At 58.9% G+C, this 13,215-nt stretch carries 14 protein-coding genes; 9 read left to right on the forward strand and 5 right to left on the reverse strand.

Features of this window, described 5'->3' with window-relative positions:
- Positions 1-13: 13 nt before the first annotated feature.
- Entirely contained in the window at positions 14-502 is a 489-nt protein-coding gene (locus tag KGB25_RS08005; RefSeq protein WP_008028855.1) for a DUF3015 domain-containing protein, read from the reverse strand.
- Between the two features lie 276 nt (positions 503-778).
- On the opposite strand from KGB25_RS08005, the gene KGB25_RS08010 reads away from it, so the two are divergent.
- On the forward strand, positions 779-3,217 hold the full coding sequence (locus tag KGB25_RS08010; RefSeq protein WP_008028854.1) for a Lon protease family protein: 2,439 nt from the start codon (positions 779-781) through the stop codon (positions 3,215-3,217).
- A gap of 296 nt (positions 3,218-3,513) precedes the next feature.
- Positions 3,514-3,855 (forward strand): hypothetical protein, encoded by a 342-nt coding sequence (locus KGB25_RS08015; RefSeq protein WP_008028851.1) that lies wholly within the window; start codon positions 3,514-3,516, stop codon positions 3,853-3,855.
- Positions 3,856-3,860: 5 nt separating this feature from the next.
- Here KGB25_RS08015 and KGB25_RS08020 read toward each other — a convergent pair whose 3' ends face one another.
- The gene (locus KGB25_RS08020; protein ID WP_192228006.1) at positions 3,861-5,690 is read right to left on the reverse strand and encodes a hypothetical protein; all 1,830 of its coding nucleotides are present in this window, start codon (positions 5,688-5,690) and stop codon (positions 3,861-3,863) included.
- Positions 5,691-5,849: 159 nt separating this feature from the next.
- Here KGB25_RS08020 and KGB25_RS08025 point away from each other — a divergent pair, with 159 nt between their 5' ends.
- The 3 genes from KGB25_RS08025 (at position 5,850) to KGB25_RS08035 (ending at position 7,615) form a co-directional block, all read left to right on the forward strand.
- Complete coding sequence (locus KGB25_RS08025) at positions 5,850-6,338, forward strand: TIGR00645 family protein (protein WP_223434746.1); 489 nt, start codon at positions 5,850-5,852, stop codon at positions 6,336-6,338.
- Positions 6,339-6,563: 225 nt separating this feature from the next.
- Complete coding sequence (locus KGB25_RS08030) at positions 6,564-6,875, forward strand: DUF6482 family protein (protein WP_008028846.1); 312 nt, start codon at positions 6,564-6,566, stop codon at positions 6,873-6,875.
- Positions 6,876-6,997: 122 nt separating this feature from the next.
- Positions 6,998-7,615 (forward strand): FKBP-type peptidyl-prolyl cis-trans isomerase, encoded by a 618-nt coding sequence (locus tag KGB25_RS08035; RefSeq protein WP_008028844.1) that lies wholly within the window; start codon positions 6,998-7,000, stop codon positions 7,613-7,615.
- Between the two features lie 113 nt (positions 7,616-7,728).
- Here the strand turns inward: KGB25_RS08035 and KGB25_RS08040 are convergent, their stop codons facing one another.
- From KGB25_RS08040 to KGB25_RS08050, 3 genes are all read right to left on the reverse strand, one after another.
- The gene (locus tag KGB25_RS08040) at positions 7,729-7,986 is read right to left on the reverse strand and encodes a hypothetical protein (RefSeq protein ID WP_008028843.1); all 258 of its coding nucleotides are present in this window, start codon (positions 7,984-7,986) and stop codon (positions 7,729-7,731) included.
- Positions 7,987-8,192: 206 nt separating this feature from the next.
- Positions 8,193-8,534, reverse strand: a complete 342-nt coding sequence (locus KGB25_RS08045; RefSeq protein WP_008028840.1) for a zinc ribbon domain-containing protein YjdM — start codon at positions 8,532-8,534, stop codon at positions 8,193-8,195.
- Between the two features lie 167 nt (positions 8,535-8,701).
- Entirely contained in the window at positions 8,702-9,670 is a 969-nt protein-coding gene (locus tag KGB25_RS08050; RefSeq protein WP_008028837.1) for a polyprenyl synthetase family protein, read from the reverse strand.
- Between the two features lie 240 nt (positions 9,671-9,910).
- Between KGB25_RS08050 and rplU the strand changes: the two genes are divergently transcribed.
- From rplU to proB, 4 genes are all read left to right on the forward strand, one after another.
- Complete coding sequence (gene rplU, locus KGB25_RS08055) at positions 9,911-10,225, forward strand: 50S ribosomal protein L21 (RefSeq protein WP_003176051.1); 315 nt, start codon at positions 9,911-9,913, stop codon at positions 10,223-10,225.
- Positions 10,226-10,259: 34 nt separating this feature from the next.
- The gene (gene rpmA, locus KGB25_RS08060) at positions 10,260-10,535 is read left to right on the forward strand and encodes a 50S ribosomal protein L27 (RefSeq protein ID WP_003215862.1); all 276 of its coding nucleotides are present in this window, start codon (positions 10,260-10,262) and stop codon (positions 10,533-10,535) included.
- A 193-nt stretch (positions 10,536-10,728) separates the two neighbouring features.
- Positions 10,729-11,952: an Obg family GTPase CgtA gene (gene cgtA / locus KGB25_RS08065; RefSeq protein ID WP_223434747.1), complete on the forward strand. Its 1,224-nt coding sequence runs from the start codon at positions 10,729-10,731 to the stop codon at positions 11,950-11,952.
- A gap of 137 nt (positions 11,953-12,089) precedes the next feature.
- Positions 12,090-13,208, forward strand: a complete 1,119-nt coding sequence (gene proB, locus KGB25_RS08070) for a glutamate 5-kinase (RefSeq protein ID WP_017340857.1) — start codon at positions 12,090-12,092, stop codon at positions 13,206-13,208.
- The last annotated feature ends 7 nt before the right edge of the window (positions 13,209-13,215 follow it).

A 13,215-nucleotide genomic window follows, 5' to 3' on the forward strand; every position in this document is an offset into this window, starting at 1 on the left:
GGGCGGGTCGAGCTTAAGCTTGAGTTGCGTACTTGGCCAGACGAGGATCGGCCTTCAAAACGGCCAGGGTGTTGGTATGCACATCTTCTGCAGTCACGTCAGCCTTGCTGAAGATCTGCTGGAAGTGCTCGTGAGTCACAGCCGCGAAATGCGCACGGTCTTCCGGCGCCACGCCCAGTACCACGGCGTAGGTCGTCAGCGCTTCGCCGTTACCTTTAGCCATGTCTTCGGACAGCTCGTTCATCATGCCATTCATGGCAAACCAGGATTTGCCGCCATAAGTCAGCGACGCATTAGTCGCGCAACCGTTGGTACCAGAGGTCATACCGAACGTTGCGTTGCCGGAAGTGCCGTTGGTGGTGGATGCCAGGAAGTGAGCCGGGGTGCCACGCTGACCTTCGAACAGCATGTTGCCCCACCCGCAATCCGGGCCGCCTGGCGCCTGTGCCATAGCGTTGATGGATACAGCGGTGAAGAGAGTACCGAGAAGAATCCGTTTCATAGCTTTGTTCTCTTTATGTGCGTACCAATGGACAAGGGTTCTGGCCCGATCTGGCGCCAGTGGGCCGGTTATTGTTCCAGCCGCGCAGCTTGGAGTTTAGGCACGTTCCAAGGGTTCCGTTACTTTTTACGAAACATTCGTTGAAAACATTGATTTAGACCCGGCCCGCCTGGGGATGCCCGTTTGGCTATGCTTTGGCGAAAGGCGCGCCTTGCAAGTGGGGTATGGGCAGCGCCAGAATGCCGCTATCTGCCCCGCCTGATGTAAGGAAGCCCGATGCCTGATCCTGTTGCTGCCAGCTTGCGTCTAGCGCCCGAAGCGCTGACCCGTCCGTTTTCCGCTGAACAGTTCAGCTTCTCTACCACCAATGATCTGGAGCCCTTCCGCGGTGTGCTTGGCCAGGAACGTGCGGTCGAAGCCTTGCAGTTTGGTGTGGCCATGCCACGCCCCGGTTACAACGTATTCGTCATGGGCGAGCCTGGCACTGGCCGGTTTTCGTTCGTCAAACGCTACCTGAAGGCCGAAGGCAAGCGCCTGCAGACCCCGGCCGACTGGGTCTACGTCAACAATTTCGATGAACCCCGCGAGCCGCGCGCCCTGGAATTGCCATCGGGCACGGCCGGCGCGTTCATCGGTGATATCAACGCTTTGATCGACAACCTGCTGGCGACCTTCCCGGCGGTATTCGAACATCCGTCTTATCAGCAGAAAAAAAGCGCCATCGACCGCGCCTTCAACCAGCGCTACGACAAGGCGCTGGACATCATCGAGCGCCTGGCGCTGGAAAAAGAAGTCGCGCTGTACCGTGACGCGAGCAACATCGCGTTTACCCCGATGAGCGAAGGCAAGGCGCTGGATGAAGCGGAATTCGCCCAGTTGCCGGAAGCCGATCGCGAACGTTTCCACGAAGACATCTCCGGTCTGGAAGAGCGTCTGAACGAAGAACTCGCCAGCCTGCCGCAGTGGAAGCGCGAGTCGAGCAATCAACTGCGCCACCTCAACGAAGAAACCATCACCCTGGCCTTGCAGCCGTTGCTGTCGCCGTTGTCGGAAAAATACGCCGAGAACGCGGCGGTGTGCGGTTACCTGCAAGCCATGCAGGTTTACTTGCTGAAAACCGTGGTCGAGCAATTGGTCGACGACAGCAAGGTCGATGCGGTGGCGCGCAAGATGCTGGAAGAGCAATACGCGCCGAGCCTGGTGGTCGGTCATTCGGCCAGCGGCGGTGCGCCGGTGGTGTTCGAGCCGCACCCGACCTACGAAAACCTGTTTGGCCGCATCGAATACAGCACCGATCAGGGCGCGCTCTACACCACGTATCGCCAGTTGCGACCGGGCGCGCTGCACCGCGCGAACGGCGGTTTCCTGATCCTTGAAGCCGATAAGATGCTCAGCGAGCCGTTCGTATGGGATGCGCTCAAGCGCGCCCTGCAATCGCGCAAACTGAAAATGGAATCACCGCTGGGTGAGCTGGGGCGTCTGGCCACCGTGACCCTGACACCGCAACACATTCCGTTGCAGGTCAAAGTCGTCATCATTGGTGCCCGGCAGTTGTATTACACGCTGCAAGACCTCGATCCGGACTTCCAGGAGATGTTCCGCGTTCTGGTGGACTTCGACGAAGACATCCCGATGGTCGACGAAAGCCTGGAGCAGTTCGCCCAGTTGCTCAAAACCCGTACCTCCGAAGAAGGCATGGCACCGCTGACCGCCGATGCGGTGGCGCGTCTGGCGACCTACAGCGCGCGTCTGGCCGAGCACCAGGGGCGTTTGTCGGCGCGGATCGGTGACTTGTTCCAACTGGTCAGCGAGGCGGATTTCATTCGTCACCTGGCCAGCGATGAAATGACCGACGCCGGGCACATCGAGCGTGCGCTCAAGGCCAAGGCCACCCGCACCGGGCGCGTTTCGGCGCGGATTCTCGATGACATGCTGGCGGGGATCATCCTGATCGACACCGATGGCGCGGCCGTGGGCAAGTGCAACGGGCTGACGGTACTGGAAGTCGGGGATTCGGCGTTTGGTGTCCCGGCGCGGATTTCCGCCACGGTGTATCCGGGTGGCAGCGGCATTGTCGACATCGAGCGTGAGGTCAACCTCGGCCAGCCGATTCACTCCAAAGGCGTGATGATCCTCACCGGGTATCTGGGCAGTCGTTACGCTCAGGAATTCCCGTTGGCAATTTCCGCGAGTATCGCCCTGGAGCAGTCCTACGGTTATGTCGATGGCGACAGTGCGTCGTTGGGCGAGGCGTGCACGTTGATTTCGGCGTTGTCGAAAACGCCGCTCAAGCAATGCTTTGCAATCACCGGCTCGATCAACCAGTTCGGCGAAGTGCAGGCGGTGGGCGGGGTCAACGAGAAGATCGAAGGCTTCTTCCGTCTCTGCGAAGCCCGAGGGCTGACCGGTGAGCAGGGGGCGATCATTCCTCACGCCAACGTGGCGACGCTGATGCTGGACGAGAAGGTGCTGGCGGCGGTGCGCGCAGGGCAATTCCACGTTTACGCAGTACGCCAGGCTGACGAAGCGCTGAGCCTGTTGGTCGGCGAGCCTGCCGGTGCGCCGGATGAAAATGGCGAATTCCCAGAAGGCAGCGTGAATGCGCGGGTGGTGGAGCGCTTGCGGGTGATCGCGGAAATGATCAGCGAAGAAGATCTGAAAGAAGCCGAGAAAGAAGCGGCACAGGAAGCGTTGGTCGAAGCCAAGCCAGCCTGATACAGAGGAGTCCCTGTAGGAGCGAGGCTTGCCCGCGAAGAACGATAACGCGGTTATTCCGGTAAACCGCGTCATGGCTTTCGCGGGCAAGTCGGATCGCCGCACCGCTCGCTCCTACAAGTGCCATCACTCTGACGTCAATATTCACACAATGACCATTCGGCGCCTTCTGGTCTCAGTTGGCGTGCGGGTCTGACTTTTCTTCTATTCTCAGCTCAAGGACATCGACAGTAATCACTGGATCGAGACAGTTCTCCCGTGGGAGCTGAATACCGGATCTACCGAGGGTCGCCGCCATGTCGCGCAACCTCTGCCTCACCCGTCAATGCCTGGGCCTTGTGACCCGTATCGAATGTGCCATCAAGCCATTGGCTGGTGATACGGGCATGTGGACTTTGCTTTTCGCCGCCGGAATGGCTGGCGAACAACCCTCAGCCATCAAAGCCCAAGGTCCGTTTCCTGGGCCCTTCGCGGCTGAATCGATCCTCGACACCATCGTTGAAAGCCTGACGTTGCATGGCTATGAACTGGCCGATGACCCGCAAATCTGGTGCCTGCACCTGCAAGCCCAGCTACGGGAAATCAATGGTGGGCGCTGCCGCAACATGGGCGGCTTCGAGTTCCGCCCCGATCACTGAGACGACTATTGGGCGAGGCTGGACGTATCAGCCTTGTCGAGTTTGACCTCGAATCCATATTGCACCGTGGTGAGATCGGTTCGCTGGTAGGTTTCCAGCTGCGCTGGCTGGCCGTAGAAGTAATGCACGCTGAATAACGCCGGGCCCTGCGCACTTGCATCGTGAATGACCGAAAGAATCTCCTTGAGATAGTGGCCGCTGTCGTCCCTGGCGAAAAAGCGCCAGTCCTGGGCGGGGAACAGCTTCAGATCAACCACCAGTGCATTGCCTTTCAGTTCCAGGCCTTTGGGCAGCCGGTCTGTTTCAAGTGTCTGCTTGTCGACGGTGGCCAGGAACAGCGGCATGGAACCCACCGCAAACGCCGGCGTTTGCGCGAACAGGTTCAGGTCATAAGTGATGATGCCGCGCAGGGGATCGACCTGATAAGCCTCGGGCGGCAGTTCGATCGGCTCATCGCGTTGACCGCTGCTGTCCTCGGTAAAGAAACTGACCGGGCTATCGCCAGGGCTGAAGGACGTGCCGAGCAGTTCATCGTTGAAGCTTCGGGTGTGATCGAACTCGATGCGCGCCGCGCTCGGGTCGTCCACCGATTGCCGGATGCTGACGCTCTTCTTCAGTTGCTCCTCGCTGAGCGTTGCGCCTTTTAGCCAGGTCGGTGCCTGATCGTCGTACACGACCACGGGTAAAGTCAGTGGCTGGATGGTCTTTGCCGTGGTGTGTTGATCGAAGCGACGGATCGGCAGGTCCAGGTCCTTGCGCGTGACTGTGGCCGCCGAAAAGTCCAGCAGGCTGACTTCAAGGGTCTCGATCGGGCCGTTGAAATACACCTTGGAGTAGTGCCTGGTTTGTTGCTTCTCAAACGCGCGTTGTTCTTCATCGAGCTGCCTTTCGAAGGCTTCGCTCCAGCTCTTCTGCTGTTGCATTTTCGCCAGTTGTTTCTGGTAGAAGGCAATTTGCGCGGCGGTTTGGTTGATCGAACCCGAGCGTGAGAGAAATTGCCCGGTGGCGTCCCTGGCCTGGACGACCGACGGGTTGAAGGGTATCTCGCTGACTTCCGGGGCCAGCGGCGCGCTGTTGCTGAACTCGATTTCGGCGTAGTTGTTTGTGAGCTTCAGCAGCGTGACGCTCAGGTTGTCATTGCTGCGAGTCTGGCCGACGTCTTTTTTGGTCAGGTCGAAGCTATAGAGCCTGCGCGGGGCGATGACTTCGACCTTGCCTTGCAGGCTGACGGGCTGCGGCTGGTTCTTGATTTCCATGCCCAGGCCGTCGATGAAGGGATAAGTCACCGTGAGATCGTCGGGGCTGGTCAGGTTGGAGCTCGACGGGCTCAGTTGAATGCCCGGATCGGTTTCCGACCACTCCGGCTGGAACGGAATCACGCGTTTGTTGCTCAAGGTCACCGACTGCCATTCCAGGCCGTGGGGAAAGAGAAACTCGGCCGGAATGTTGAAGTTGAACGGGAACACCGGTTGCAGATCGGTCAGGTAGTCGGAGCTGGAATCCTTGTGCAGCACGAACAGGCCGTTAATGTACGTGTCGACCAGCGCCTGTGGCGTGGGGTAGTGCTTGAGCACGGCGAGGACGTCTGCGCCGTACTCGGTTTCCACCGGTTTGCTGTCGAGTTTGAGTTGCGCACGTTCGAGCAGCAGCAGGGAGCCACCGAGTTCGGCCACGGCATCCTTGAGTTTCGGGTCCTGGATTGCGTCGAGGGAGGTTTCGAATTGCGCGGTCTTTTCCTCAAGGCTGACCTGGCGTTTGTCATCGTCCGGTGAACAGCCGCTCACCAGCAGGGCCAGACAAATCCCGGCGCTCATTAAAGGCAATCGCACATCCATTTCCCGTCGTCCTGTCCGATGTCGCAGAGGTGTCAATGCTTTGGACACTAGCAGAAAAACCTTGTCACACACGCGCAGGTGGCGGATTTTCCGAGTGTTTCTGGCTGTAACGGGGGGCTGGTATACTCGCGGCCATTTCCAGCCCACGTGTGAGATTCAATGGAACGCTTTGTCGAAAATGCAATGTATGCCTCCCGCTGGCTGCTGGCGCCGATCTACTTCGGTCTGTCCCTCGGGCTGCTGGCCCTGGCGCTGAAATTCTTCCAGGAAGTCTTCCACGTCATCCCTAACGTGTTCTCGATGGCCGAATCGGACCTGATTCTGGTGCTGCTGTCGTTGATCGACATGGCGCTGGTGGGCGGTTTGCTGGTGATGGTGATGATTTCCGGCTACGAGAACTTCGTTTCCGAGCTGGATATCGATGACAACAAGGAAAAGCTCAACTGGCTGGGCACCATGGATTCGTCTTCATTGAAGATGAAGGTCGCGGCGTCCATCGTGGCGATTTCGTCGATTCACCTGCTGCGGATCTTCATGGACGCCAAAAACGTCGATCCCGAGCATTTGAAGTGGTACGTGATCATCCACATGACCTTCGTGGTATCGGCGTTTGCCATGGGGTATCTGGATAAACTCACCAAGCACTGATCCACGCGGCCACTGTAGGAGCGAGGCTTGCCCGCGAATAGGCCGGGTCAGTCGACATAGGTGTTGTCTGTCACGCCGCCTTCGCGGGCAAGTCGGATCGCCGCACCGCACGCTCCTACATGGGCAGTGTGAAACAGACGGGCGGTGGCGTTTATGGCTTGTACTTTGATGCTGTGAGGCCTATGCCTGTATGAATGCTGGCTCGCCACTGCGTGAGGTGCGTTCATGAACTTCGTAGAGTTACGTGCTTATGCCATCGCAGGGAAAGTCGATGAGCTGAACCTGATCTCCATGGAAGGCGGGATCTACCTGTTGGAGGCGCGCATGCACGGGGCCGCCTACCCGTTGAGTGATGCTCACGGCGAGATGGTTCACCTGCGCTCGGTCGAGCATGCGCGTGAAGTGCTGCATAACTTTCCCACCTTGCCATTCAACCTTGTGCATACATCGGTTCACGATGAAATGTGCGGGTTGGGTGCGAGTGCGGGGGAAAGCCTGAAGGTGCCGATTGCCTTCGGTTCTGCCTGGCAGCACTGACACCCCCTCATCAGCGCAACGACATCTGTGCTAGTCTGCTGGCCCTTTTGGTTCCGGGCGTTCCGGGACGCGCTGTGCACGCACGGCAAGTTCCAGGGCCGTCCGCACAGCGGAGCAGTGTCATGTCCGAAGTAAATCTGTCCACCGACGAAACCCGCGTCAGCTACGGCATTGGCCGTCAGTTGGGCGACCAACTGCGCGACAACCCGCCGCCGGGCGTTAGCCTGGACGCAATCCTGGCAGGTCTGACTGACGCTTTCGCCGGTAAGGAAAGCCGTGTAGGTCAGGAAGAAATGTCCGCCAGCTTCAAGGTTATCCGCGAAATCATGCAAGCCGAAGCAGCTGCCAAAGCTGAAGCGGCTGCTGGCGAAGGCCTGGCATTCCTGGCTGAAAACGCCAAGCGCGATGGCATCACCACCCTGGCTTCCGGTCTGCAATTCGAAGTGCTGACCGCCGGTGAAGGCGCCAAGCCGACCCGTGAAGACCAAGTGCGTACTCACTACCACGGCACCCTGATCGACGGCACTGTGTTCGACAGCTCCTACGAGCGCGGTCAGCCTGCAGAATTCCCGGTAGGCGGCGTGATCGCTGGCTGGACCGAAGCCCTGCAACTGATGAACGCTGGCAGCAAATGGCGTCTGTACGTGCCGAGCGAACTGGCTTACGGCGCTCAAGGCGTTGGCAGCATTCCGCCGCACAGCGTACTGGTCTTCGACGTCGAGCTGCTCGACGTTCTGTAAGCCTGACTACCTTGTAGGAGCCGGCTTGCTGGCGATCCATGCGCCTCGGTGTTTCAGTTGCACCGCGGTGATGCAATCGCCAGCAAGCCGGCTCCTACACGGTTTGGGGTTTCTCATATTTCCAGCTTGTGATGCAGTTCATGCGACGGGCGCAACGCCCGGGCATAGCAGAACAGAAACAGATTGCGCACCAGTTCCTTGAGCACCACCGGCTCGCTGGAACTCAAGCCGTTGACGTCCAGGTCACCCTGATCCTGCAGCTCGTTCAAGGCTTCTTCTTCAAGCACCGCACAGACTTCCCCGGTTTCCCGATGCAGGATCCTGAGGTAGGGGTGTGGGCGGTCCAGCCAGGCATCGATCAAATAAGTCATGGGTCTCATCTCCATTGATTGGTTTCAATGAGAATAATTCTTATTCATCAAATAGCAAGGGCCTATTGGCGGTTTGTGATTTTTTCCGGGTAAAGATTGCGTAAGGTCAAAGCGGCTGGCGTTTGGCTATTGCGAGGAAATACGGGGCGAAGCGGGGGAGGACGAAGCACCATCCCACGCCGGGCGCGGGATGGAATACAGCAGGTTCAGACTTTTCTGACGAACTCGGATTTGAGCTTCATCGGGCCGATGCCGTCGATCTTGCAGTCGATGTCGTGATCGCCATCGCACAAGCGGATGTTCTTGACCTTGGTGCCGACCTTGACCACCAGCGATGTGCCTTTGACCTTGAGGTCCTTGATCACGGTGATGGTGTCGCCGTCTTGCAGGACATTGCCCACCGAATCCTTTTTCACGGCGTCATCGGATGCCGCTTCAGCTTCGCCGCTGGCGGACCATTCGTGGGCGCACTCCGGGCAGATCAGCTGCGCGCCGTCTTCATAGGTGTATTCGGAATTGCATTTCGGGCAGGGTGGCAACGTGCTCACTAAAGCTCCTTGGATTCAGGATCGCTAAAAAGCGCACATTATATAGGGTTTTAGCCGGCGGGAGGTGACCTGTAGGAGCCGGCTTGCCGGCGATGGCATCACCGCGGTGTTTCTGGAACACCGCAGCGACTGGATCGCCAGCAAGCTGGCTCCTACAAATTAGCGGATCAGTGCGTGCGGGCGACCGCGAATTCACTCAGCTCGACCAATGCATCGCGGTATTCGCTGGCGGGCAGCGCGTCGAGGCATTTGATCGCACGGGCCACGTAGTCGCGGGCCAGTTGCGCGGTGTACTCAAGCGAACCGGAAGCATCAACGGCTTCGCGAATGCTTTCCAGGTCCTCGATGCCACCTTTCTGGATCGCCTTGCGCACCAGGGCAGCCTGCTCCGGCGTGCCTTCGCGCATGGTGTAGATCAGCGGCAGGGTCGGCTTGCCTTCGGCCAGATCGTCACCGACGTTCTTGCCCAGGGTCTCTGCGTCACCTTTGTAGTCCAGCAGGTCGTCGACCAGCTGGAAGGCTACGCCCAGGTGATCGCCAAACGTGCGCAGGGCTTCAGCCTGTTCCGGCGTGGCTTCGCAGAGGGCGGCGGCGCTGTGGGTCGAAGCCTCGAAAAGCATCGCGGTCTTGCCGCGGATGACTTCCATGTAGGTTTCTTCGGTGGTGCTCGCGTCACGAACCTTCGACAGCTGCAATACTTCGCCTTCGGCGATGATGCGCGTGGCTTGCGAAAGGATCTTCATCACCGGCATGGAGCCCAGTTCGACCATCATTTCGAAGGAGCGCGAGTACAGGAAGTCGCCCACCAGCACGCTTGGTGCGTTGCCCCACATGGCATTGGCAGTCGAGCGGCCGCGGCGCATGCCGGACATGTCGACCACGTCATCGTGCAGCAGGGTGGCGGTGTGCAGGAACTCGATGGTCGCGGCCAGCAGGCGCAGGTCGTCGCCTTCGCGGCCAAGGGCCTTGCCACACAGCAGCACTAATAAAGGACGCAGGCGTTTACCGCCAGCCGAGGTAATGTAATCGCCGATTTTCGATACCAGCGGCACTCGGGAAGTCAGCTGCTTCTTGATGATGCCGTCGACGGCGCTAAAATCGTCCGCCACCGCGCGGTAGAAAGCTTGGGGTTGCATCAGCGACAGTCGCTCCAGAAGGGTTGCGCGGCATGCTAGGACCCACGTCGGCGGGTGTCAAGGCGCGATGGACGGCCTCTTGCAACGCCACGGCAGCTTGCGTACAATCGCGCACCCTGAACTTCCTGGGCAGCACCTGCCTTACGCAATTGCAAACTGGCCTTCCAGCCATATGCAGCCATGCCAGCCAATACCTCTTCTTATAAAGAGCTGGGTGAGCAGGATTATCGGAGAAATACCATGTCGTACGCAGTAATTGTTACTGGTGGCAAGCAATACAAGGTCGCCCCAGGTGAATACCTGAAGATCGAAAAACTGGAAATCGCTACCGGCGAATCCGTTACTTTTGATCGCGTTCTGTTGGTCGCCAATGGCGATGACGTGAACATCGGCGCTCCAGTTGTTGCTGGCGCTACCGTTGTGGCTGAAGTGATCTCCCAAGGTCGTCACGATAAAGTCCGCATCATCAAGTTCCGTCGTCGTAAGCACCACATGAAGCGTATGGGCCACCGCCAGTGGTACACCGAGATCAAAATCACCGGTATTCAGGCTTAATTTCAGCCTAATTCCTCACTAGGAGAATTGACTCATGGCACACAAAAAAGCTGGTGGTAGTACCCGTAACGGTCGCGACTCAGAAGCCAAACGCCTTGGCGTGAAGATGTATGGCGGCCAGGTTATCATTCCGGGCAACATCATCGTGCGTCAGCGCGGCACCCAATTCCACGCCGGTTACGGTGTTGGCATGGGTAAAGATCACACTCTGTTCGCTAAAATCGACGGCGTGATCAAGTTTGAAGTAAAAGGCGCTTTCAACCGCCGTTACGTGAGCATTGTCCCGAAGACTGAAGTCGTCGCGGCATAATTACGTAGATGCTGGAAAAGCCCTGTCTCGCGACGGGGCTTTTTCGTTTGTGGGGTGAGTCTCTTGCAAAGCTGTTTGTAATGAGCTCCAGCGCTGGATTTGCGGTCGTTGATTGAGGTCGCTGCGCTCATTTTTGCAAGAGTCTTATGTCTGGATTTTTTCGGCTCGTCCGTATGGCGAGAGGCGTTTTGTTATGAAGTTTGTTGATGAAGTATCGATTCGAGTAAAGGCCGGTGACGGCGGCAACGGTTGCATGAGCTTCCGTCGCGAGAAATTCATCGAAAACGGCGGCCCGAACGGCGGCGACGGTGGTGATGGCGGCTCGGTCTACATGGTCGCCGACGAAAACCTCAACACCCTGGTGGACTACCGTTACACCCGGCACTTCGATGCCGAGCGCGGTTCCAACGGCGGCAGCACCGACTGCACCGGTAAGAAGGGTGAAGAGCTGGTGCTGCGTGTGCCGGTCGGCACCACGGTCATCGACGCTGCCACTCAGGAAGTGATCGGCGACCTGACCAAAGCCGGTCAAAAGCTGCTGGTGGCCCATGGCGGCTGGCACGGTCTGGGTAACACCCGTTTCAAATCCAGTACCAACCGTGCTCCGCGTCAGACCACTCCGGGTAAGCCGGGTGAGGCACGTGACCTGAAGCTGGAAATGAAGGTGTTGGCGGACGTTGGTCTGCTGGGTTTGCCAAATGCTGGCAAAAGTACCTTTATCCGTTCGGTATCGGCCGCCAAGCCGAAAGTCGCCGACTACCCGTTCACCACGCTGGTGCCGAACCTGGGTGTGGTCAGTGTTGATCGCTGGAAAAGCTTCGTGGTTGCGGACATTCCGGGCCTGATCGAAGGCGCTTCCGACGGTGCTGGCCTGGGGATTCGCTTCCTCAAGCACTTGTCGCGTACCCGTTTGCTGCTGCACCTCGTGGACATGGCGCCACTGGATGACACCAGTGCCCCGGATGCGGCCGAAGTGATCGTCAGTGAGCTGACCAAGTTCAGCCCGTCCCTGGCTGAGCGTGATCGCTGGCTGGTACTGAACAAGTGCGACCAGATCCTTGAAGAAGAGCACGATGCTCGCGTCAAGGAAATCGTTGATCGCCTGGAGTGGACCGGTCCGGTTTACGTGATCTCCGCCATCTCCAAGCTCGGTACCGAGCGTCTGTGCCACGACATCATGCGTTACATGGAAGATCGTGCTGACCGCCTGGTGAACGACCCGGCCTACAAGGAAGAGCTGGCCGAGCTCGATCAGCGCATCGAAGACGAAGCGCGCGCTCAGTTGCAGGCCCTGGATGACCAGCGTGCCCTGCGTCGCAGCGGCGTGAAGTCGGTCCATGACATCGGTGACGATGATTGGGACGAAGAAGATGTGGATGACGAAGACGGTCCGGAAATCATTTACGTGCGTGACTGATCTGTTGCGATAAACTTGAACGCCGCTCCCTGGAGCGGCGTTTTAGTATCTGGAAATCGATTGTTGGTAACAAATAGCCACGATTAACGTCACGGGCAGCGCTGGGTCGCGCTGCCCTCAAGCTAAGGTTGAAGATGATGCGGAGCAAGGTGACAGGTGCGCAGCGTTGGGTCGTGAAAATCGGCAGCGCGTTGCTGACGGCGGACGGCAAGGGCCTGGATCGCGCGGCAATGGGTGTCTGGGTCGAACAGATGGTGGCCTTGCATGAGGCGGGCGTCGAGCTGGTGCTGGTGTCCTCCGGGGCGGTAGCGGCGGGCATGAGCCGTCTGGGCTGGACCGTGCGACCCAGTGCAATGCACGAATTGCAGGCAGCTGCCGCCATCGGTCAGATGGGTCTGGTTCAGGCGTGGGAGTCGAGCTTTGCCGAGCATGGCCGGCACACTGCGCAGATTCTTCTGACTCATGACGATCTGTCCGACCGCAAGCGCTACCTGAATGCTCGCAGCACCTTGCGTGCCTTGGTCGAGTTGAAAGTGATCCCGGTGATCAATGAAAACGACACCGTGGTCACCGACGAAATCCGTTTCGGCGACAACGATACGCTCGCGGCGCTGGTGGCCAACCTGGTCGAGGCTGATTTGCTGGTGATCCTGACGGATCGCGACGGCATGTTCGACGCCGATCCGCGCAACAATCCCGATGCCAAGCTGATTTACGAAGCGCGCGCTGATGATCCGGCGCTGGATGCAGTGGCGGGCGGTACCGGTGGTGCGTTGGGTCGTGGCGGCATGCAGACCAAGTTGCGTGCGGCGCGCCTGGCGGCCCGTTCCGGTGCGCACACCATCATCGTCGGTGGGCGCCTTGAGCGTGTGTTGGATCGCCTGAAGGCGGGCGAGCGCATCGGCACCTTGCTGTCGCCGGAGCGCGGCATGCTGGCGGCGCGCAAGCAATGGCTGGCCGGGCATCTGCAAACTCGCGGCACGCTGGTGCTGGATGCCGGTGCGGTGACGGCCTTGTCTCAAGGCAATAAAAGTCTGCTGCCGGTGGGTGTCAAGCTGGTTCAGGGCAGTTTCCGTCGCGGTGAAATGGTGGTGTGCGTCGCGCCGGACGGTCGTGAAATCGCCCGTGGCCTGGCCAACTACAGCGCGCTGGAAGCACAAAAAATCATCGGTCAGTCGTCTGAGGCGATTGTCGGTCTGTTGGGTTACATGGCGGAGCCGGAACTGGTTCACCGCGATAACCTGATCCTGGTCTGAAGGAATA

It is taken from the genome of Pseudomonas sp. BF-RE-21, from assembly GCF_019947305.1.
GTDB classification, from domain to species: domain Bacteria; phylum Pseudomonadota; class Gammaproteobacteria; order Pseudomonadales; family Pseudomonadaceae; genus Aquipseudomonas; species Aquipseudomonas migulae.